The organism is Ruegeria sp. BHSA123, assembly GCF_059613425.1.
On record NZ_JBXWSL010000011.1, the window covers coordinates 39,463 to 59,520 of the forward strand.

21 protein-coding genes are annotated in these 20,058 nt (G+C 57.3%); 5 read left to right on the top strand and 16 right to left on the bottom strand.

Features of this window, described 5'->3' with window-relative positions:
- Positions 1-70: 70 nt before the first annotated feature.
- The gene (locus tag AC2FNC_RS08370; RefSeq protein WP_496715047.1) at positions 71-433 is read right to left on the bottom strand and encodes a DUF3307 domain-containing protein; all 363 of its coding nucleotides are present in this window, start codon (positions 431-433) and stop codon (positions 71-73) included.
- 244 nt (positions 434-677) lie between these two features.
- Between AC2FNC_RS08370 and AC2FNC_RS08375 the strand changes: the two genes are divergently transcribed.
- Positions 678-3,674: a cyclic nucleotide-binding domain-containing protein gene (locus tag AC2FNC_RS08375; protein WP_496715087.1), complete on the top strand. Its 2,997-nt coding sequence runs from the start codon at positions 678-680 to the stop codon at positions 3,672-3,674.
- A 6-nt stretch (positions 3,675-3,680) separates the two neighbouring features.
- On the opposite strand, the gene AC2FNC_RS08380 is transcribed toward AC2FNC_RS08375, so the two are convergent.
- The 9 genes from AC2FNC_RS08380 to AC2FNC_RS08420 all read right to left on the bottom strand — a co-directional run bounded on the left by AC2FNC_RS08380 (position 3,681) and on the right by AC2FNC_RS08420 (position 11,864).
- Entirely contained in the window at positions 3,681-3,968 is a 288-nt protein-coding gene (locus tag AC2FNC_RS08380) for an ArsR/SmtB family transcription factor (protein WP_480473809.1), read from the bottom strand.
- Between the two features lie 111 nt (positions 3,969-4,079).
- Positions 4,080-5,312: a mandelate racemase/muconate lactonizing enzyme family protein gene (locus AC2FNC_RS08385; protein WP_480518703.1), complete on the bottom strand. Its 1,233-nt coding sequence runs from the start codon at positions 5,310-5,312 to the stop codon at positions 4,080-4,082.
- A 23-nt stretch (positions 5,313-5,335) separates the two neighbouring features.
- Positions 5,336-6,430, bottom strand: a complete 1,095-nt coding sequence (locus tag AC2FNC_RS08390; protein WP_496715048.1) for a Zn-dependent alcohol dehydrogenase — start codon at positions 6,428-6,430, stop codon at positions 5,336-5,338.
- An 82-nt stretch (positions 6,431-6,512) separates the two neighbouring features.
- Complete coding sequence (locus tag AC2FNC_RS08395; RefSeq protein ID WP_496715049.1) at positions 6,513-7,712, bottom strand: TCR/Tet family MFS transporter; 1,200 nt, start codon at positions 7,710-7,712, stop codon at positions 6,513-6,515.
- An 86-nt stretch (positions 7,713-7,798) separates the two neighbouring features.
- Complete coding sequence (locus AC2FNC_RS08400) at positions 7,799-8,515, bottom strand: alpha/beta fold hydrolase (RefSeq protein ID WP_480546291.1); 717 nt, start codon at positions 8,513-8,515, stop codon at positions 7,799-7,801.
- Between the two features lie 12 nt (positions 8,516-8,527).
- On the bottom strand, positions 8,528-9,316 hold the full coding sequence (pcaD, locus tag AC2FNC_RS08405) for a 3-oxoadipate enol-lactonase (RefSeq protein WP_496715050.1): 789 nt from the start codon (positions 9,314-9,316) through the stop codon (positions 8,528-8,530).
- A gap of 60 nt (positions 9,317-9,376) precedes the next feature.
- Positions 9,377-10,351 carry a threonine ammonia-lyase gene (locus tag AC2FNC_RS08410; RefSeq protein ID WP_480518713.1) on the bottom strand — a complete coding sequence of 325 codons (975 nt, stop codon included), beginning with the start codon at positions 10,349-10,351 and terminating at the stop codon, positions 9,377-9,379.
- Positions 10,348-11,178, bottom strand: a complete 831-nt coding sequence (locus tag AC2FNC_RS08415; protein ID WP_480622810.1) for an alpha/beta fold hydrolase — start codon at positions 11,176-11,178, stop codon at positions 10,348-10,350. Before AC2FNC_RS08415 ends, AC2FNC_RS08410 begins: the two co-directional genes overlap by 4 nt.
- Positions 11,178-11,864 carry a haloacid dehalogenase type II gene (locus AC2FNC_RS08420; protein ID WP_480518718.1) on the bottom strand — a complete coding sequence of 229 codons (687 nt, stop codon included), beginning with the start codon at positions 11,862-11,864 and terminating at the stop codon, positions 11,178-11,180. Before AC2FNC_RS08420 ends, AC2FNC_RS08415 begins: the two co-directional genes overlap by 1 nt.
- A gap of 125 nt (positions 11,865-11,989) precedes the next feature.
- Here AC2FNC_RS08420 and AC2FNC_RS08425 point away from each other — a divergent pair, with 125 nt between their 5' ends.
- Complete coding sequence (locus AC2FNC_RS08425) at positions 11,990-12,418, top strand: FKBP-type peptidyl-prolyl cis-trans isomerase (RefSeq protein WP_209505363.1); 429 nt, start codon at positions 11,990-11,992, stop codon at positions 12,416-12,418.
- A gap of 33 nt (positions 12,419-12,451) precedes the next feature.
- Here AC2FNC_RS08425 and AC2FNC_RS08430 read toward each other — a convergent pair whose 3' ends face one another.
- From AC2FNC_RS08430 to fabA, 4 genes are read right to left on the bottom strand one after another with little or no spacing between them, the layout of a single operon-like run.
- Positions 12,452-12,631, bottom strand: coding sequence for a hypothetical protein (locus tag AC2FNC_RS08430; RefSeq protein WP_267366102.1), 180 nt, complete (start codon positions 12,629-12,631; stop codon positions 12,452-12,454).
- 58 nt (positions 12,632-12,689) lie between these two features.
- Positions 12,690-13,481, bottom strand: coding sequence for an enoyl-ACP reductase FabI (locus tag AC2FNC_RS08435; protein WP_480473799.1), 792 nt, complete (start codon positions 13,479-13,481; stop codon positions 12,690-12,692).
- A gap of 5 nt (positions 13,482-13,486) precedes the next feature.
- A complete protein-coding gene (gene fabB / locus AC2FNC_RS08440) occupies positions 13,487-14,716 on the bottom strand; it encodes a beta-ketoacyl-ACP synthase I (RefSeq protein ID WP_480518720.1) in 1,230 nt (409 codons plus the stop codon).
- A 31-nt stretch (positions 14,717-14,747) separates the two neighbouring features.
- Positions 14,748-15,257: a bifunctional 3-hydroxydecanoyl-ACP dehydratase/trans-2-decenoyl-ACP isomerase gene (fabA, locus tag AC2FNC_RS08445; protein WP_209598228.1), complete on the bottom strand. Its 510-nt coding sequence runs from the start codon at positions 15,255-15,257 to the stop codon at positions 14,748-14,750.
- 188 nt (positions 15,258-15,445) lie between these two features.
- Between fabA and irrA the strand changes: the two genes are divergently transcribed.
- Positions 15,446-15,862: an iron response transcriptional regulator IrrA gene (irrA, locus tag AC2FNC_RS08450; protein WP_267366106.1), complete on the top strand. Its 417-nt coding sequence runs from the start codon at positions 15,446-15,448 to the stop codon at positions 15,860-15,862.
- On the opposite strand, the gene AC2FNC_RS08455 is transcribed toward irrA, so the two are convergent.
- A complete protein-coding gene (locus AC2FNC_RS08455; RefSeq protein ID WP_480473797.1) occupies positions 15,840-16,763 on the bottom strand; it encodes a LysR family transcriptional regulator in 924 nt (307 codons plus the stop codon). The two genes, irrA and AC2FNC_RS08455, sit on opposite strands and share 23 nt — an antisense overlap.
- 83 nt (positions 16,764-16,846) lie before the next feature.
- On the opposite strand from AC2FNC_RS08455, the gene AC2FNC_RS08460 reads away from it, so the two are divergent.
- Positions 16,847-17,644, top strand: coding sequence for a phytanoyl-CoA dioxygenase family protein (locus tag AC2FNC_RS08460; protein ID WP_480494864.1), 798 nt, complete (start codon positions 16,847-16,849; stop codon positions 17,642-17,644).
- Between the two features lie 6 nt (positions 17,645-17,650).
- On the opposite strand, the gene AC2FNC_RS08465 is transcribed toward AC2FNC_RS08460, so the two are convergent.
- Positions 17,651-18,514: a hypothetical protein gene (locus AC2FNC_RS08465; protein ID WP_480473795.1), complete on the bottom strand. Its 864-nt coding sequence runs from the start codon at positions 18,512-18,514 to the stop codon at positions 17,651-17,653.
- Between the two features lie 122 nt (positions 18,515-18,636).
- Between AC2FNC_RS08465 and miaB the strand changes: the two genes are divergently transcribed.
- Positions 18,637-19,956 carry a tRNA (N6-isopentenyl adenosine(37)-C2)-methylthiotransferase MiaB gene (miaB, locus tag AC2FNC_RS08470; protein ID WP_496715052.1) on the top strand — a complete coding sequence of 440 codons (1,320 nt, stop codon included), beginning with the start codon at positions 18,637-18,639 and terminating at the stop codon, positions 19,954-19,956.
- The last annotated feature ends 102 nt before the right edge of the window (positions 19,957-20,058 follow it).

Here is a 20,058-nt window from a genome sequence, read left to right on the forward strand (position 1 = left end):
CGCTATGACCGACCGAAGGATCGGCGCATAGCTTCCAGGCTGCGAAACGGACAGTATACCCTGATGTTAGTTACGTTGCCGCGAAGGTGACCCAGGCCCAGACCATCGCCACATAGGTCAGGTTGTGCAGGCACTGATCCAGCCCAGTTGCACGCCAGAATGCGGCCTGCGTGGGCTCAAGTTGTTTCTTGTCTGAATAGCTGGCTTTCACGAAATCGATATTGAAGTGAATGACCCATTCAAGCAATTCGACAATCAGGATAAACAACAGAGGCGCGCCGAAAGCGGCAAACACGATGACAGAGCCCGCAACATGAACTGCTGCGTGCTGCGCGCGTCCCAAGTGAAAATACTCGCCTCTGCCAGAGAGCATCTTCGGTGTCTGGAGGTAGTAGTCAGCGAACATATGCTTGATCTGTAAAAGGCAAAGCATAAGTAGCACTGCGCCAATACTGGCAGTCAAAAGAACCCTCCCGATATCGTTCAAAACTGACTTTAGGCAATAACACGGCCATGCGTAAATGAACTAGTTCACATAAGATAAAGAAAATTCTCAGGTGGGAAAAAAATTGCATAACGTGTCAGTATGGCAGTAAATTCAAACTGTTGAATTTGGGCGCACGGCGTCCGGGCCGTGTTATCGGCCAGCAGTAGGGGCAGGTTCCATAGAACGCACGATTTTCCGCTTTATCTGGAAATACTCCAAACGCGATCAGCTGATCCTGCTGGCTGTGACGGCGACGTTGTTTCCGTTGCTCTATCTTACACTGGAGTTGCCCAAGCGTATCATCAACGACGCAATCGGTTCGACAACGGCCGAAGTGGATGTCTGGGGTTATACGCTTTCACAGACGAATTTCCTGATTATTTTGTGTTTTGTTTTCTTGGCTGCAGTGCTGGCGCACGGGCTGATGAAAATGCGCATCAACACCATGAAGGGTGTGCTGAGCGAACGCATGCTGCGACGGTTTCGGTATCAGCTGGTCAGCCGCGCGCTTCTTTTTCCGCAACCTTATTTCGAACGGGTCAGCCAAGGTGAAATGGTCTCGATGATCACGGCTGAAAGCGAACCAATGGGGGGGCTGATGGGCGATGCGATCAGCCAGCCGGTTCTGCAAGCCGGTCAGATGATCACCATCCTTTCTTTCCTGTTCTTGCAAAGCTTTTGGTTCGGGCTGGCCGCTGTCGCCCTGATCCCGGTACAGGCCTGGTTAATCCCCAAATTACAACGTCAGATCAACCTGTTGAACAAGAAACGCATTCAGGAAGTACGGGCGTTGGCTGCCCAGATCGGCGAAAACGCGGCAGGGGCGTCAACCCTACGCAGCAATGGCGGTTGGCGCTATCGCAGGGCTATGGTTTCCGATCAATTGGGGCGGCTTTTCACGATCCGCTTTGAGATTTACCAGAAGAAGTTCTTTATGAAGTTCATAAACAACTTCATCTCGCAGCTGACACCATTCATGTTCTACCTGATTGGTGGCCTTCTGGTGTTGCAGGGTTCGGTTTCGCTGGGGGCATTGGTTGCCGCGCTGGCGGCGTACAAGGATCTGAGCTCACCCTGGAAAGAGCTGTTGACCTATTACAACCAAACCCAGGACATGTCGTTGCGCTGGGAAATCGTCGTTGACCGTTTCGATCCGGCCGGATTGAAGGATGAAGTGCTGTTCGAGGGCGAACCAGCAGAGCGCCCCCACCTGAGCGGCGATATCGTGTTGAATCACGTTTCAGTTCGCGACATGGACGGAAATCAGGTGCTGGATGATCTGAATCTTACTTTTCCCGGTGGCAAGACGATTGGTATCGCCGCACCCAGCGAAGAGGATCGGCGCGCCATGGGTGAGCTGCTGACCCGCGAGATTTTGCCCGCTGCCGGCACGGTTCAGGTTGGGGATCTGAACCTGGCAGATCTGCATCAGGGCGTTGTGGCCGCGCGTATCGGGTACGCAACGTCCCGCCCGGTCATGTTTCAGGGAACGTTGGGTGACAACGTGATGATGCCGATGCGATTCAAACCCTTGGCTGAATCCTCAGACGACCCTGATTTTGCCGAGACTTTGCGGGCTGGAAACAGCATGGATCCGTTCAGGGTGGAATGGCTTGACCCGGCGCTGGCCGGGTTCGAAGACGCGACGGCGTTGCGCGACTGGTGGTTGCAGCTGATTGATGGAATGGGGTCCGGTGCAGCCTTGTTTCGGCGCGGTGCCGAACAAAGCTTTGTTGCGACCGAACACTGCGAACTGGCAAGGAAACTGGTCGAGCTGCGCCCGCTTGTTCGGCGGGCGGTCCATGACGCGGGTCTTGAGCAGCAGGCGCTGATATTCGACCGGAATGCTTACAACCCGGCGCTGCCTGTTGCCGAGAACCTGCTTTTTGCGACGCCCCGCGTGCCGGTGACGCAGGCGTTGCTTGCCCGGCAGAAGGTTTTTCTCATGCAGTTGCGAGAGCTGGGGCTGGATGAGACGCTGATCGCCCTGACCCGTGACGTGATCGAGATGCTGCGACAGATCTTCGGGTTCGACGGAACCGACCATCCGTTGTTCCGCAAGCTGGGTCTTGATGCAAAGACTTATGAGGCAGCTGTGGAGCTGGTTGAACAGACCCGCAAAGAGGGAACATCAGGGCTGGATGACGAACAGCTGGCCAGTATGTTGGCCGTGCCTTTCGTCGTCTCGGCTGAGCAGATTGGCCCGGCTTTCACGGATGAGCTGAAAGACCGCATTCTGGAACTGAGGCAGAGTCATTCGGATAAGCTGTTGGAAAGCCTCAAGGACGCATTTGTTCCGCTGGATCCGGAAGATTTCGCGCCTGGATTGACGGTCATGGAAAACGCGCTGTTCGGCAAGGTCAGCCAGATAGGCGGCGCGCGATCGGATGAGGCCCGCAAGGTCATTGTCGACGTGTTGGAGGAGAACGGCGCGCGTCCTTTGGTGGTCGAGCTGATTTATGACATTCCGGTTGCTTTGGGTGGGCAGAGCCTTCCGGCGGTTTTTGCCGAACCGCTGGCGTTTACCCGCGCGACAATCAAGAAGCCAGATATCCTGATCCTGGAGCAGGCATTGGCCAGTTACGACATGAAAACGCAGGTATCGGTTTACAAGAAGCTGCGCGAGTTGCTGCCGGATGCCACGGTGTTCTACCTCAATGACCAGTTCGAAAACCCGGACGTATTCGACATGTTCGTGGAAATCCGGCAAGGTCGTGTCGTCTCGGATGGAGGACCGGTAGACGTGGGAAAAGACAGCGCATCTTCAGCAGACCTGGCGCGGAAACTGCGCGCGCTGGAGCAGACCCCCTTGTTTTCGGGTCTGGACCGGAGGCAATTGCGCCTTCTGGCTTTTGGGGCGCAATGGTTCGATGCCAAGCCTGGGCAGGTGGTGTTCCTGAAAGATGATCAGCCCACCGATGGCGCATATGTAGTGCTGGAGGGAGAGGCAGGCCTGTACCTGCCACAGGAAGATGGACCCGATCAGTTGATCACCACCGTGGGGCCGGGCGCATTGGTGGGTGAACTTGGTCTGATCCGCAAAGAACCACGCGCGCTGAGCATGATAGCCGAAACACAACTATCCTGCCTTAGGATCGGTGAGGAAGAATTCCTGGCCGTTGTGGAAAACGATGCGGCAACCGCGTTCAAGCTGATGCAGGTGATCGCCGGTTACGTGTCCAATTAGGCGTGATCAGCTGGCAGGCTCGCAGAACAGCTCGTACAGCAGACCGATCATCTGCGCTGCATTTCCATCGCTTAGCGAATAATAGATCGTTTTGCCATCTCTTCGGGTGGTGACAAATCCTTCCTCCCGCAGACGGGCCAACATTTGGCTGACGGCGGCTTGTCGCAATTGCAGCAAATCCTCAAGCTGGCCTACCGATTTCTCGCCATTCCCAAGGTGGCACAGGATCATCAGGCGCCCTTCATGCGCCAGTGTCTTGAGAAATGCAGCCGCGCGGGCAGCATTTTCTTTCATTTCTGATGGTGTGTCCGAGGTGTGTGCCTGAGGTTCGGTTTCTAGGAGTGTCACGTTTTGACCGTTGTGCCGTTGATCTTGGGTCAATATGCCTCAAACCCGTCTGTGTTGTCACCCCTCGGTTGCAGGGGCACCGCCCTGAAAAGCATTGCCATTAACGTAATCGCACGGCTCTTCCTGCATCTGCAAGTGCAAGCCGCGACCTTCATACGGGTGCGCGCGGGCCAGGTCTTCGTCGACATCGATCCCAAGTCCCGGCGCTGTCGGAGCGATCACGAAGCCGTCCTCTATCTGAATGGAACCTTTGATCAGCTGGTTGTGGAACGGTGTTTCAATGGTTTCCAGCAACAGCAGGTTCGGGATCGACGCGGCCAGGTGGATATTGGCGGCCCATTCGACCGGTCCAGCATAAAGATGTGGCGCCATCTGAGCATTGAATATCTCTGCTATAGCGGCGACTTTCTTCATCTCCCAGATTCCTCCGGCTCGCCCCAGCGCCGGTTGTAGGATTTCCGCAGCCCCGGCGCGCAGAACGGCTCCAAACTCGGCTTTGGTTGTCATGCGCTCTCCGGTGGCGATGGGGATACGGACGTTGCGGGCGACACGGGCCATGTCTTCGATCATATCAGGTGGCGTGGGTTCTTCGAACCATAGGGGCTGATATGGTTCCAGCGCCTGCCCCAGCCTAATGGCACCGGCCGTGTTGAACTGCCCGTGTGTGCCAAACAGCAGGTCGGCCTTGTCCCCTACGGCTTCGCGAATTGCCTTACAAAAGGCGACGGACATGGAAATGTCACTCATCGCGGGCATGTGGCCGCCATGGATTGTATAAGGGCCCGCCGGGTCGAATTTTACAGCGGTATAGCCGCGTCGCACCATTTCAGCGGCTGTTTCACCCGCTTGTTCGGGAGAGGTCCAGAAGTCGGTCAGATTGTGATGCGGCAAAGGGTAGAGGTAAGTGTAGGAGCGAATTCGCTCGTTCACCTTGCCGCCCAACAGGGCGTAAACCGGGCGGTCGCGATCCTTGCCCAGAATATCCCAACAGGCGATCTCCAACCCCGAGAATGCGCCCATCACCGTCAGGTCGGGGCGCTGCGTGAAGCCGCTGGAATAGGCACGGCGGAACATAAGCTCGATGTTTTCGGGGTTCTCGCCCAGCATGTGCCGTTCGAACACATCCCGGATGACGTGGCGCATCGCCTCGGGTCCGACGGACGAGGCATAGCATTCGCCCCAACCGGTTATGCCGGTGTCTGTCGTCAGTTTGACCAATATCCAGTATCGCCCCCCCCAACCCGGAGCGGGTGGGGCGGTGACGATGATGTCGAGATCCTGCAGTTTCATCTCAGTTCCTCCGAGCCGGGAGATCAGGTTCTGTCGAACAGGATCACGTTGCGCTTGGCAGATCCGGTTTTGGTATCGGCAATGGCCTCGTTGATCTGATCCAGCGACCAGCGGCCCGAGATCAGCTCGTCCAGTTTCAACCGACCCTGCTCGTAAAGGTCGATCATCCAGGGGATGTCCCGCTGAATAACCACATCACCCATTTTCGAGCCGACAACACCCTGGCCGAGGGCTGCCAGAACAACCGGTTCATAGCTGGCCATGCCGCCCGAATGCGGCATTCCGATCATGATGGCCTTACCGCCGCGGCCAAGATAACGCGGGGCCTGATCATAGGCGGCGATTGCGCCGACCGAAATCAGAACCGCATCGGCACCGCGTCCGCCAAGGGCTTTGAACGCTGCCTTCCAGGGTTCTTTCAGGCTGGCCAGCACGCCATGGGTCGCGCCGAACTCCTTCGCGATTTCCAGCTTTTCTTCAGTCATGTCGACGGCCACGATCCGTCGTGCTCCTGCGATCCGTGCGCCCTGAATGGCGTTCAGGCCAACACCACCCGCACCGATGACAACGACATCCTGACCCGGACGCAAATTGGCGGCGTTTACAGCAGCGCCGACCCCGGTGATCACCCCGCAAGACAGAAGGCTGGCCAGGTCTTTGGGCAGGCTTTCGGGTATCCTGACGATCTGCCGATGGCTCACCACAACTTTTTCGGCAAACGCGCCGCAGGCCATGGCCTGTTCCAGCGGACCGCCGTCAGCCGTTTTTAGCGGGCCTTTGACGGTGTCGTACGGTGTTTCGCAATTTGTCGGGTGCCCTCCGGCACAGGTGGGGCAGGACCCGCACGCGCGGATCAGCGTCACAACTACAGGTTCGCCAATCCTGAAGTCCCCTGCGGCCTCTCCAACTGCGGAGATCACACCTGCGGCTTCGTGTCCGTAAACGGCGGGCAGGAACCCTCCCCAGGCACCTTCGGCATAGGATATATCTGAATGGCAGATGGCCACTGCATCCAGCGTCACTTCGACTTCGCCCGTGCCGGGGGGCGCCAGCTGAACCTCTTCGATAACCAGGGGTTCGCCGAATGCCCGGCAGACTGCGGCTTTGATTGTTTGCATGTTTTCCCTCATTCCCGTTGGCCCCACGGTGGCGTGGGAAAGCGTTGATCGCAAGGCGAAAACCGCCATGTAAGTGTCGTTGTTAAGCCACGACAGGCGGGGACCGGCGAAACAAAACGAACCCGGCCAGCATCAGCGCCAGTGCCAGCAGGAAAGGAGCACCCGGCAGGTACAGCGGTGTGTCGGGGCGAATGAATTGCGCAAATACGCTGGTCATGACCAGGGGCGAGATTACCATCGAAAGCGCGTGGAGCGCGGCGAGGACGCCCTGCAACTCCCCTTGCTGCGAATCTGGTGTCGCTTTGGACATCATTGCCTGAAGTGCCGGTGTGGTGATTGCCCCGATTGCGGTGATTGGGATGAACAAAAGCGCAATGAACCCGTTGGTCAGAAAGGCCAGAATTGCGAAATTAAGAATTTCAAAACCCATCCCGTAGATGATGGCACCCCGTTCGCCGCACAATCGGATTGCGGGGCGGATCAGACCGCCCTGCACAACGGCCATGCCGATCCCATAGACGCCCAGTGACAGGCCGATCATCTGAGGGGACCATCCGAACCGCTCGGTGGTGAAAAAGGACCAGATAGCGGGGTAGACGTAGATTGAGACCGAATACAGAAAGTAGACCCACAGCATAGGTCGGATACCGGGCAGTGCAGCAATGGCGCGCAGCGAATTCACCGGGTTGGCGCGGCGCAGGTTGAAGGCGCGCCGGGTCTTGTCGGTCACGGTTTCAGGCATCACGAAGCAGCCGATGGCAAAGATCAGTGCCACCAGACCTGCCGCAGCCCAAAACGGGGCACGGGTTCCATATTCGCTGAGCAACCCGCCGATCACTGGTCCGAGCACAAATCCGACGCCAAAGGCCGCCCCTAACAGGCCAAAGTTTGCGGCCTTGTCCTTGGGATCGGAAATATCCGCCATGAACGCGGCGGCGGTGGAATGCGTGGCTGCAGTAATACCGCCGACAATACGACCGGCCAGCAACAGCCAGATACTGCCCGCCACTGCCATAACCATATAATCAAGCGCCATGACGAACAGCGACAGCAGCAGCACAGTTCTGCGGCCATAGGCGTCGGACAGGTTTCCAAGGATTGGACCAAAGATGAATTGCATCGCCGCAAAAGCGGTACTCAGCACTCCACCCCAGATCGCCGCATTGGCAAGCGAACTGCCCTGCACATCAACAATCAGTTGCGGCATGATCGGCATAACCAGACCAATGCCCATTGCGTCGATCATGACGATGCTGAGGATGAAGAGTGATGGCAGGCGCATGGAACTCGGGCTGGTGATCTGTTCGTGGCACCCTAGGCACAGTCACCGAATGTGGGAAGACAGAGTTTTGCGTGCAGTCCGCCGCATCACTCAAATTTGCTTGCCAATTCGCTCAGCAATCCGGCCAGTTCCTGTGGATGCGAGAAAAACGGAGAATGCGAACTGTCGATGGTTCGCCGCAGGTCCTTCGGGATAAACGCGCACATGTCCGCCTGATATTCCGCGGGGATCGTTCGGTCATCTGTGGTGCGGATATAGGCCTTGGGCACTTCGTTGAAATTCGTGCCGACCGGCAGTGGTGTTTCCTGGGGGCGAATGGCCTGTGGGCACAGGCGCGCATAGGCGTAAGGCAGGATATCGTCAGGGCAATCGTGGTAGAACAGCTTTGGGATGGCATCTACCGACACGGTGTAAGACAGCCCGTCAGACGATTTGTCAATCGCGTGGGCAATTGTCTGCTGCGGGCCGCGTCTGCGCATTTCTGCCAGCGAAAGGCCATCGTGAGGCACGTAGGCGCACAGAAAGATCAGGGCGCGCATGGCGTCCGGTCGAGCTTCGGCGGCGGCGCTGATCGGATACCCGCCCCACGAGTGACCCACGACAATCGTATCGGGCGTACAGGCGTTCAGAACGGCATCGCGGCAATTTTCCAGCGTCACCTCGGACACCGGCGTTGGATCTGCACCATGGCTGGGCAAGTCGATGGCCCGGGCCGAATGTCCCAAAGCTTCCAGCGCGGGGATCAGGTCGCGCCAGCACCAGGCTCCGTGGCAGGAGCCGTGGACCAACAGGAAAGACGCCATCGCTGTTCTCCTTCAGATATGCCCGATATCGGTCAGAAACCGGGTCAGGATTGCTGCGTATTCTGCGGGTTTCTCGACGCAGGGCAAATGGCCAGCTCTGCGGATCAGTTCGAACCGCGATCCGGGGATCAGGTCGACAGTTTCGCGCACCAGATCGGGCGGGGTCGAGCCGTCCTCGCTTCCGGCGATGCCAAGCGTGGGAAGGCGCAGGCCGCTTGTGGGTGTATAGAAGTCGGTCCCGGCGACAGCAGCGCAACAGCCCAGATATCCGTCAAGCGGTTGGCTGATCATCATGTCGCGCCATGGCAGGTGGTTTTGCGCTGCGCGGAAATCACGGGAAAACCAGCGTTCCATCGTGGCGTCTGCCACCGCTTCAATCCTGCCGCGACGCACAGCGTCGATCCGATCCTGCCAGACTGCGGGTGTGGCGATTTTGGCAGCGGTGTTCGACAGAACCTGCGCACGTATCTGATCCATACGTTTGACGGCCAGCCCCTGTGCGATCATCCCGCCAATGGACAGGCCGACAAAAACGCAGTCGCGAACCTTCAGGTGATCCAGCAGCGACTCGGCATCGCGGATCAGGGCGCCCATAGAATAAGGTGCCGGTGGAACCGATGATTGCCCATGCCCGCGTTTGTCATACCGGATGATACGCAACCCTTTGGGCAGGTGCGGAAACACTGCGTCCCATATGTGCAGGTTTGTTCCCAATGAGTTGGCAAAAACCAGTGGCGCGCCGTCCGCCGCACCATCGACACGGTAATTCAGTTTCACGTCGCCCAGATCAGCGATCATCATGACTCAGGTCCTTGCAGCCCCGGCGTTCCAGGTGCAACTTGCACAGGTTTGGGGTGCCTGTCAGGTCAGGAATTCCAACGCCCTGGCAAAAACATCCGGATCGACGTTACCACCCGATGTGACTACGATCACGTCGTCGCCCTCAATCTCGTCGCCCCGGAACAGGGCCGAGGCCAATGCGACTGCGCCGCCGGGCTCCAGCACGATCTTGAGGCGCAGGAAAGCAAGTGCCATGGCCCGCAGGGCCTCTTCTTCGGTCACCGAAATACCGGGCCCGCAAAGACGGTTTAGGATGGGAAAGGTGATGTCGCCGGGTTGCGGTGTCAGGATAGCATCGCAAATATTGCCTGATGCCGCGTTGTTGTTCTGAATCCGTCCCGTCGCCAGTGATCGTTTGACGTCATCGAACCCTTCCGGTTCGCACGGGCGTGCCCTTAGGTCGGGGGCGTGTTTTTCCAATGCCAGTGCAATGCCAGAGGTGAGGCCGCCACCGCCGCAACAGACCAGAACATCCGCCTGAGATAACCCAAGTTTCGCGGCCTGTCTGGCGATTTCCAAGCCGGTGGTACCTTGCCCGGCAATCACCTGAGGTTCGTCATATGGCCGGATCAGAGTCAGCCCGCGTTCGGCGGCGATGGTCTCCCCGATCTCTTCACGGCTTTCGTTTGCGCGGTCGTAAAGAACGACCTCACCTCCAAGCGCGCGGGTGTTTTCGATTTTCAGGTGTGGCGCGTCCGACGGCATGACAATGACAGAAGCAATACCGTGTTTCGCCGCCGCCATCGCAACGCCTTGTGCGTGATTGCCCGAAGAATATGCAATCACGCCGCGCTGGCGTGTGTCTTCGTCCAGCGCGGATATGGCAGACCAAGCTCCCCGAAACTTGAAACTGCCCGTATGTTGCAGGCATTCCGGCTTGACCCAAATCCGGCGCCCGGCGATCGCGTCAAGAAATGGCGACGACAGAATTGGTGTCTCGCGGACATGTCCTTTAAGCCGTATGGCCGCGGCTTCGATCATTTCAAATGTGCTCATGCAGCGTTCTTCAATACCTTTTTGATGACATCCAGAGATTGCGGCTCATTCAAGAACGGAACATGCCCGCGATCCGGTACTTCGGCCGAGATCAGACCGGGATGCCGCCGGTGCATCTCAGCCAGTGTTTCTGCGCTCAAAACGTCCGAGTTTGCGCCCCTGATCGCGCCGCATGGAATATTGCGCAGCGCTTCAAAAAACAACCAATAGTCGGGTATAGCACCGCTCGCGGCCTGTTCCAGAAGCGCCTTGCGCAGGGCCGGATCATAGCGCAGCGCCAGCCCGTCCCTTTGTTGTTCGTATTGAATTTCGGCCTGTTTGCGCCAGATCTCCAACGGAACCCTGGGGAACTGCGGCTCCATCACATGTTTCAGGGCGGCAGCAGCTTCGTCATGGGTTTTCGCGGTGGGTTGTGCGCCCACATAGGCCATGATCTTGGCGATGCCTGACGTCTCTATGACGGGCCCCACATCGTTCAGAATCAAACCGGCCAAGCGTTCGGGGTGGCTTGCTGCCAGTGCCATGGCAATCAGCCCGCCCCGCGAGGTGCCCAGAATGACCGCTTTTTCGATGCCCAGAAAATCCAGCAGTTCAATCGCGTCATGGGATTCACGAAAGATGTTGTAGTTCATGAAATCGGGGTCGTAGTCTGAGCGGCCGCGCCCCCTGTAATCCATCGCAATCATGCGCAGCTCAGTGGCATGTGGTGCGAAATACGAAAAATCCCGGCTGTTTCTGGTCAATCCGGCCAGACACAAAAGCGGCGTGCCCGATCCATGGTCTTCGAAATAGATGCGCTTGCCGTCCGAAGTCGTAAAGTCTGACATCAAAGACCAGCCAGCTTGGGAATGGTGGTCAAATCAGACAGAACATGCGCTGGCGTCCACGGCAGCCGGTCCATTGGTTCCCCGATCCGATTGACCCAGGCGGTGACAAAACCATAACCGCTGGCCCCTGCGGCATCCCAACCGTTTGAACTGACGAACAAGACTTCGTCGCGGGCGCAGTCAAACCTGTTCTGAACCAGATCATAGACACGGGAATGGGGCTTGAAGACCCCAACGCTTTCGACCGACAGCACGTCATCCAGCACATCGCCGATCCCGGCGGACTGAACAGCACCGTCCAGCATGGGCGGTGATCCGTTGGACAGGATGGCAGTCTGCATCCCGCCATCCTTGAGGGTTTTCAACATGGCAGGAACTTCGGGATAGGCCTGCAACTCCCAATAAAGATCCAGCAGGCGTTGGCGCAGTTCAGGGTTGCCCTGCAGGCCTGCAGCTTCCAGCGCCCAGTCCAGCCCGTCCTGCGTGACATCCCAGAAGTCCGCATGCGCATCAGCCACTGCACGCAGCCATGTGTATTGCAATTGCTTCAGGCGCCAATGTCCCGCGACCTCGGGCCATTTGTCTTTCAGTGCTTCGAATCCAGGTTCGCTTGCCGCCTGCCGGGCGGCGGCCGCAACATCAAACAGTGTTCCGTAGGCGTCGAACACGCAGGTCGTGACTGCCATATAACCCTCCTTTGATTGCGCGCAGGTTGGCACAACACGGAATGGGGGGGAAGGGCCAAGGGTTTACAACTTTGTGTCAATCTCTAGGGTTGGCCGCTTAACCCCTAAAACGGCCGGAGGCCACTATGACCGAAATCAAGCAAGGCGACACGGTTCGCATCCATTACACAGGGACATTGCTGGATGGCAAAGTCTTTGACAGCTCGGATGGGCGCGATCCGTTGGAGTTCGTGGTTGGATCGGGCCAGATTATTCCCGGTCTGGACAGTGCAATGCCCGGTTTGTCCGCAGGTGACAAGAAACGGGTCGAGATTGCCTGTACCGACGCCTACGGCCCGATCAACCCTGCGATGCGTCAGGAAATCCCCCGTGAGGGTATTCCAGAGGATATTCCGCTGGATCCGGGCACTCAACTGCAGATGCAGACACCGGACGGTCAGGCCGTGCCTGTGACAGTTGTGGACGCCAACGAAGCGACTGTAACCCTGGATGGAAATCATCCGTTGGCCGGACAGGATCTGGTGTTTGAGATTGAAGTCGTCTCGATCAATTGAGACTTAGTTCAGGTTGGAACTCCTGCACGGACTTCAGCCGATCAAAGCTTCAACAGCTGCACGTACCTGTGGCTGGGTGAAAAAGACAAACACCAGCAGCAATGAAGTCAGCGCGAGCAGCAGCACTCTGGCCCGCTGGCTGAGGAAACCGGACTTCTTCCGGCTTTGCACTGACCGTGCGTTGTTTGCAATGATTTGATCTAGCTTGCTCATATCGAAGTCCTGCCGCCCAAAGATGGTGAAATCTTGGCGGCGGCAGGGAAAGATATGGTCACATGAAATCGGGTTGTGGCATGCCCAGAACGTGGAAACCACCGTCAACTCGGATGATTTCACCAGACGTGCAGGCACCCGCATCAGATGTCAGGTAAACTGCGGTCCCGCCAACAGCTTCCAGTGTGGCATTCGAACGCATCGGCGCATTCTGATCACAGAACTTGTATGTCCTGCGCGCTCCGCCAATGGCCGCACCGGCAAGGGTTTTCATCGGCCCAGGTGAGATTGCGTTCACGCGGATACCATCCGGGCCAAGGTCATTGGCCAGATAACGGGTCGCCGATTCCAGCGCAGCCTTGGCAACACCCATGACGTTGTAGTTCGGTACAACCCGGTTTGATCCCTGATAGGTCAGCGTCAGCAGCGAACCCCCTTTGTCCTTCATCATCGGATAGGCGCGGCGCGCCACCTCGATGAAAGAATAGGCCGACACGTCCATCGAGTGTTTGAAGTTCGCCCGCGTGGTATTCAGAAACCGGCCTGTCAGCTCGGACTTATCCGAATACGCAATGGCATGAACAACAAAGTCGATGGTGGGCCAACGCTGAGCCAGCTCACCAAAGGCGCGATCCAGTGACTCGTCGTCGGTCACATCGGCATCCACCATGAAATCACTGCCCAAGCTTTGAGCGAGAGGTTCCAACCGCTTGCCGAACGCTTCGCCCTGATAGGTGAAGGCCAGTTCTGCGCCTGCCTCGTGCATGGCCTTGGCAATGCCCCACGCGATTGAGCGGTCATTGGCCACGCCCATGATCAGGCCGCGTTTACCTTTGAGAAGATCCGACATCACTTTCACCCGTTATACTTAGACAGAATCATGGACCCGTTAGTGCCGCCAAAGCCGAAGCTGTTGGTCATGACACTGTCCAGTCCTGCGTTTTCAACCACTTCAGTTGCAATTTCACCGGGCAAGATGCCTTGGGCGAGTGTGTCGACATTGATCGACGGCGTAATGAAATCATTGTCCAGCATGAGTAAGCAGAAGATCGCCTCAAGCGCTCCTGCCGCGCCTTGCGCGTGGCCAGTCATTGATTTGGTCGAGGAAATCGGCGGTACATTGCCTTCACCGAAGATGCGGCGCACAGCCTCTACTTCGCCCACGTCACCGACAGGGGTCGAGGTCCCATGTGCATTGATATAGCCGACCTTACGACCTTCGGGCAGTGTGTCCAGCGCCAGCCGCATCGCGCGCTCGCCGCCTTCACCTGAAGGGGCCACCATATCATGGCCATCCGAAGTGGCAGCATAGCCGGTGACTTCGGCATAAATCTTTGCGCCGCGGGCCAGAGCGTGCTCCAACTCTTCCAGAACGAGGATGCCGCCGCCACCGGAAATCACAAACCCGTCACGGTTTTCGTCAAACGCGCGCGAGGCTTTCTCGGGCGTGTCATTGTATTTCGACGACATCGCGCCCATCGCATCGAACAGACACGAAAGCGTCCAGTCCAGTTCTTCGCCGCCGCCAGCAAACATGACGTCCTGTTTGCCCAGCATGATCTGTTCGGCCGCGTTGCCGATGCAATGCAGCGAGGTCGAGCAGGCCGAGGTGATCGAATAGTTGATACCCTTGATCTTGAACGCGGTCGCCAGGTTTGCCGAAATTGTCGAGCACATACATTTTGGCACGGCGAACGGCCCTATCCGTTTGGTTGCACCGGTGCTCAGAACCGTCTGATGCGCGGTCAGCATCGCGCTTGTCGACGGGCCGCCGGATCCGGCCACCAAACCTGTACGCGGGTTGACTACCTGGTCCTCGGTCAGACCGGAATCTGCAATGGCCTGAGACATGGCGATATGAGCGTAAGCCGCGCCCGGACCCATGAAGCGCAGGGTGCGTTTGTCTACGTGTTCAGCCACGTCAATCTTGAGCGTTCCCGCGATCTGACTGCGAAACCCGTGTTCTGCCATCTGTTCGCTGGCTTCGATCCCGGATTTACCTGCTTTGAGCGAGGCCAGAACCTCTTGGGCATTATTCCCGATCGAAGACACTACCCCCAGACCGGTGACGACTACTCGACGCATGTGCGCACTCCTTATTTCGGGTCGTACAGGCTCAGGCCTCGGACAGAACGACCTTCATATCTTTGACATCATAGATCATCTCGCCATCGGCTTCGACGATTCCATCTGCCACACCCATGGTCAGGCGACGTGTCTGAATCGCTTTTTTGAAATCGATTTTATACGTTAGCATCTTGCGGTCCGGACGAACCATACCGGTCAGTTTCACTTCGCCCACGCCAACGGCCATGCCGCGCCCTTGCCATCCACGCCAACCCAGGTTGAAACCGGTCAGCTGCCATAGACCGTCAAGGCCAAGGCAACCCGGCATAATCGGGTTGCCTGGAAAATGGCAGTCAAAGAACCAAAGGTCAGGGGTGATATCGAACTCGGCCAGCACATGGCCTTTGCCGTGCAGGCCACCATCATCCGAGATGTCGGTGATCCGGTCCATCATCAGCATTGGCGGGGCGGGCAATTGTGCATTGCCGGGGCCAAATAATTCGCCGCGGGCGCATTTCAGCAGATCGTCTTTGTCAAAACTGCTCGGGAACTGGGCCATTCTTGCCGCCTCTCCTGCCGTGGGTCCGTTCGTAATATCTGGCCTCGTCTAGCACCCGTTTGCAAGGTCCTGCAAGAGCAGCGGCCACATCATGTTGTGTATACCGCGTTCTTTGCGAATGAATTTCATTTGAAATTGCCAACCATGCGCTCCTATATATAATGGAAGTCACTATGGGTATTGGATCAATGACACCGCAGAGCGGCGATATAGCTACAGGTTGGCTGGTGAACGCTGGCCTGCGTCCGACGCGTCAGCGTGTGGCGTTGGCCGAGCTTTTAGTGGGCGATGGCCGCCATCGTCACGTTACCGCCGAGAGCCTGTTTGAATCGGCCAAGGCGAATGGTGACGCTGTATCACTGGCGACGGTTTACAATACCCTGCGCGCGTTTTGCGACGCTGGCGTTCTGCAGGAAATCACTGTGGACGGGTCAAAAAGCTATTTCGACACGAACACGCATGATCACCCTCATTTTTATTGGGAAGACGAGGCACGCCTGAGTGATGCGCCATCGGACCAATTGGTGATCCAGCGCCTGCCCGAAGCGCCCGAAGGGGTCGAGATTGCCTCGGTTGACGTTGTCATTCGCCTGCGCAAAAAGTAGCGCCAACACCGCCGTTCAAACTCGCCAACAACAAACGTTCAACCTGATCAATGGTCGCGTCAGCGGGCCCTGTTCCGTGGCGCGCAAGAACAACGGATTCAGTTGCGTCCTGATTGCTGATCGGAACACTGACAAGACGTCTGTTGTCATAACTGACCGCGTTGAGCGGGCTGGTATAGCTGATCCCGATCCCTTCGCCATGGGCGGCAAGACTGCGCTGAATCTCGATCGATGCTGCCCTATGTGCGACAGTCGGGTGCAGACCGTTGCGCCGAAAGAGACTGAGGATGTGTTGTGCCGACCAGCCTTCTGTTGACAGGATCAACGGGTGAGCAGCCAAGTCAGCCAGTGAGACCGTGCCCGCTGTCGCCAATAGATGATCTGGGGGGATAAGGGCCTTTGGCCGACTGTCGAACAGTTTTGCTCGTGTGAACCCCGCATCCATTGTCAGCTCGTAAGTGATGGCAATATCGATCTGGCCATCAATCAATCTGTTCAGCAGCCCTTCGAAGGAGGCGGCAAAGTAAGTGATAGCGATGTTTGGAAAAGCATTGCGCAAATGGTGCAGGGCGGGTGCCAGCAGGAATGGGGCGAGGTCCGTAAAACACCCCAGTCTTAGACGTGTCGTGCCCGGCGATGGAGTTTCTGATGACTCGATTTGGGCTGCGTCTTTCAGAAGGGTCTCGGCCTGATCGATGAATTTTCGCCCCTGAGGCGTCAGCGCCATGGCCGAGCCTCGGCGGCGGATAAACAGCGGGTGTCCCAAATGTGCTTCGACACGCGTCAGGGCTGTGGACAGGGCCGGTTGCGATACATTCAGGTATTGTGCGGCTGCGGACAGGCTGCCGTGGCGCCCGACCGCGCAAACATATTCGTACTGACGCAGTGAAATGTATAACATAAAGTTAATTATAACTTCGAAAGATATGATTTGAACAGAACACTCCTTCAACGCAAAAGATTGGAAAACGAATGGAGACCCGGATGCCTCACCCGCTTGTAACTCAAGAGATGATCACAACGTATCAGGATGATGGCGTCGTTCTGATCAAAGGGCTGTTTGCAGATTATGTGGATCAACTGCGCGACGGCATTGCCGCGAATATGGCAGAGCCTGGCCCGTATGCATCAGAAAACAAGAAAGAGGGTCAAACGGGTCTGTTCTTTGACGATTATTGCAACTGGACCCGCATCCCGCAGTTCCGCGAGGTGATCGAAAACTCGCCCGCGGCCGAGGTCGCAGCGGACCTGATGCAGTCGAAAAGTGTTCAGGTGTTTCACGACCACGTATTGGTAAAAGAGCCCGGGACATCCATGGCCACGCCCTGGCATCAGGATGGCCCATATTACTTCGTTGAGGGTCAGCAAACCATCAGCTTCTGGTCTCCGCTGGATCCGGTCAGGCAGGCGACGTTGCGCTGTGTCGCGGGCTCTCACCGGTGGGAGAAAGAGGTGCTGCCAACCCGCTGGGTTTCTGAGGAAGGTTTTTTCCCGGATGAAGGCCAGTACATCCCCGTACCGGACCCGGATGCCGAGGGCATGAAGGTCGTCGAATTCGAAATGGACCCCGGTGACGCCGTTGCCTTCAATTATCGCACCCTTCACGGTGCGCGAGGAAACCACTCGGACAGCCGTCGCCGCGCCTTTTCTCTGCGGCTGGTCGGCGATGACGCAAGGTATGTAGAGCGTCCAGGCAGAACCTCTCCACCGTTTCCCGGCCATGACATGACGCCGGGGCAGCGTCTGCGAGAAGACTGGTTTCCGGTCCTGTTTCAGCGCTGAGGCGCTTCAGAACCATTGGCCTGATTCGATCAGGCCCAGATCCAGCAGCTGCCGCGAGTGCCATTCAAAAGGCACGGAGTTGCGCCAGCTAAAACTTGGAATGTCAAAAGTCGACCCGGCATTTGTTTTGAGCGCCTTCGCGGCGCGGAAGGAACAGATAGCCGCGGTCACGTTGTGATGCCATGGGCAGGAATAGGTATTGTATTCCGGCTCATTGAACGTGTGGTCGGATTTCAGGATCAGGCCCTTTTGCGCCTTGAACAGGGCGATGCGGTCGATGCGACGGCGTTCATAGGGAATGTGATCCTCGAACCGCCAGCGCAAGCCACCTGACAGGTCCACCTGACGGTCCAGTGGTTGGCCATCAGGGTCGTGGCGTGATTGGGCGTAGTAACCCGTTTTGTCGAACAAAGCCTGTTCGGGGGCGACACCGTTGGGAAAAGCGGTCAGGTCCTCGGCATAAAGGTCGATGACGTAGCTCAGCATCGCATTGCGGCGTTCTTCGCTGTGAAAGGCCAGCATTTCGCCAATGCTGCGCGTTTCGCAAAACGGAAAGAACAGGTATTCGGCGTTATAGCAGTAATACATCCAGATGCCGGGTGCGGCCTGAATTATTCTGTTCAGGGTATCGAAAACCACCGTTCGGGGAACGCATTTCAAGGTGACCCGATGCACTCGGTCGGTCAACGCGGGCTCTAGTCGGAACTCCTGAGGCATGAAGGCGATAACGGATTTGAACCCTAGCTTCAGATGGTGATGCAGAGTGCTTTCCAACTCGACCTCGTCCTCGGCAAAGACCATCGCAACGGGGCCTTGCGCCATTGCGGGCTGCCCGGCTTTCAGGAAATGGTCGAGGGAATCGTATTGCATCGGCTGTTTTCGGTTTTGTCTTGCTGGAAAGTTCCGCCAAATTCGGGTAATTGCGCCCGCATTGCAAGCGGCGTTCGAAGCAGATAGACGACGCCGGTCCAGCGAATGCAAAGGCCCGTCTCATGTCCGAACCGAAGAAGCTGTTTATCAAGACCTATGGCTGTCAGATGAATGTCTATGACAGCGAACGCATGTCCGAGGCGCTGGGCGGGCAGGGTTATGTTGAAACCCAGACCCCCGAAGATGCGGATATGATCCTGCTGAACACCTGCCACATCCGCGAGAAAGCGGCAGAGAAAGTGTATTCCGAACTGGGGCGCTTCAAGGGTCTGAAGGCCGAGAAGCCTGATTTGAAAATCGGCGTGGCGGGCTGTGTCGCTCAGGCTGAAGGCGAAGAGATCATGCACCGCCAGCCGCTGGTTGATCTGGTGGTCGGTCCGCAAAGCTATCACCGCCTGCCCGAGATGGAGGCAAAGACCCGAGCGGGCGAAAAGGCGCTGGACACGGATTTCCCCGAAGAGGACAAGTTCGAAAAACTGAAAAACCGCCCCAAGGCCAAGCGCGGCCCGACGGCGTTTCTGACTGTTCAGGAGGGCTGTGATAAATTCTGCGCCTTCTGCGTGGTTCCTTATACGCGCGGTGCTGAAGTCAGCCGTCCAGCGGATCGCATCATCCGCGAAGCCAATGATCTGGTCGAGCGCGGGGTGCGCGAGATCACGTTGCTGGGCCAAAACGTCAACGCCTATCACGGTGCCGGGGCAAATGGTGACATTACACTTGCCGGCTTGATCTGGGAATTGAACAAGGTCGACGGGCTGGAACGCATCCGCTTTACGACCTCGCACCCGAACGACATGGCCGACGACCTGATCGAGGCGCATGGCACCTGTGACAAGCTGATGCCCTATCTACACTTGCCGGTTCAGTCGGGTTCGGACCGTATCCTCAAGCGGATGAACCGCAGCCATACGGCGGAAAGCTATCTGCGGCTGGTCGAACGCATTCGCGCGGCGCGGCCTGATATCGTGATGTCGGGAGACTTCATCGTTGGTTTCCCCGAAGAAACCGAAGATGATTTTCAGGCCACGATGGATTTGGTCGAAGAGGTCAAATACGGCTACGCCTATTCCTTCAAATACTCCACACGTCCGGGAACCCCAGCGGCTGAACGAGCCCAGGTTGATCCGGCAGTGTCAGATGAACGGTTGCAGCGGCTTCAGGCCTTGATCACGCGTCATCAGCGGGAAATTCAGGACGGTATGGTTGGACGCACAGTCCGCGTTCTTTTCGAGAAACCGGGTCGCCTGCCCGAACAGATGGTTGGAAAGTCCGAATACCTGCATTCGGTGCACGTAAAAGGACCAGAGATCGCCACGGGTGACTTGAGAGAGGTCCGGATCACTGCGTCGGGGGCGAATTCTCTGGCCGGTGAGTTGCTGTAGATCGGTGTTTACACCTCCCGGACACCATAGTTGGTGTTTGTTTCCAAAATTTACCCTTGATTTATTGCTTGGAACTATGCTCCGAGAGGAGCCATGGTTTTC

Coding starts and splice junctions, on each gene's coding strand:
- AC2FNC_RS08370 (WP_496715047.1), bottom strand. CDS start 433: ATGCTTTGCCTTTTACAGATCAAGCATATGTTCGCTGACTACTACCTC.
- AC2FNC_RS08380 (WP_480473809.1), bottom strand. CDS start 3,968: ATGAAAGAAAATGCTGCCCGCGCGGCTGCATTTCTCAAGACACTGGCG.
- AC2FNC_RS08385 (WP_480518703.1), bottom strand. CDS start 5,312: ATGAAACTGCAGGATCTCGACATCATCGTCACCGCCCCACCCGCTCCG.
- AC2FNC_RS08390 (WP_496715048.1), bottom strand. CDS start 6,430: ATGCAAACAATCAAAGCCGCAGTCTGCCGGGCATTCGGCGAACCCCTG.
- AC2FNC_RS08395 (WP_496715049.1), bottom strand. CDS start 7,712: ATGCGCCTGCCATCACTCTTCATCCTCAGCATCGTCATGATCGACGCA.
- AC2FNC_RS08400 (WP_480546291.1), bottom strand. CDS start 8,515: ATGGCGTCTTTCCTGTTGGTCCACGGCTCCTGCCACGGAGCCTGGTGC.
- pcaD (WP_496715050.1), bottom strand. CDS start 9,316: ATGATGATCGCTGATCTGGGCGACGTGAAACTGAATTACCGTGTCGAT.
- AC2FNC_RS08410 (WP_480518713.1), bottom strand. CDS start 10,351: ATGAGCACATTTGAAATGATCGAAGCCGCGGCCATACGGCTTAAAGGA.
- AC2FNC_RS08415 (WP_480622810.1), bottom strand. CDS start 11,178: ATGTCAGACTTTACGACTTCGGACGGCAAGCGCATCTATTTCGAAGAC.
- AC2FNC_RS08420 (WP_480518718.1), bottom strand. CDS start 11,864: ATGGCAGTCACGACCTGCGTGTTCGACGCCTACGGAACACTGTTTGAT.
- AC2FNC_RS08425 (WP_209505363.1), top strand. CDS start 11,990: ATGACCGAAATCAAGCAAGGCGACACGGTTCGCATCCATTACACAGGG.
- AC2FNC_RS08430 (WP_267366102.1), bottom strand. CDS start 12,631: ATGAGCAAGCTAGATCAAATCATTGCAAACAACGCACGGTCAGTGCAA.
- AC2FNC_RS08435 (WP_480473799.1), bottom strand. CDS start 13,481: ATGTCGGATCTTCTCAAAGGTAAACGCGGCCTGATCATGGGCGTGGCC.
- fabB (WP_480518720.1), bottom strand. CDS start 14,716: ATGCGTCGAGTAGTCGTCACCGGTCTGGGGGTAGTGTCTTCGATCGGG.
- fabA (WP_209598228.1), bottom strand. CDS start 15,257: ATGGCCCAGTTCCCGAGCAGTTTTGACAAAGACGATCTGCTGAAATGC.
- irrA (WP_267366106.1), top strand. CDS start 15,446: ATGACACCGCAGAGCGGCGATATAGCTACAGGTTGGCTGGTGAACGCT.
- AC2FNC_RS08455 (WP_480473797.1), bottom strand. CDS start 16,763: ATGTTATACATTTCACTGCGTCAGTACGAATATGTTTGCGCGGTCGGG.
- AC2FNC_RS08460 (WP_480494864.1), top strand. CDS start 16,847: ATGCCTCACCCGCTTGTAACTCAAGAGATGATCACAACGTATCAGGAT.
- AC2FNC_RS08465 (WP_480473795.1), bottom strand. CDS start 18,514: ATGCAATACGATTCCCTCGACCATTTCCTGAAAGCCGGGCAGCCCGCA.
- miaB (WP_496715052.1), top strand. CDS start 18,637: ATGTCCGAACCGAAGAAGCTGTTTATCAAGACCTATGGCTGTCAGATG.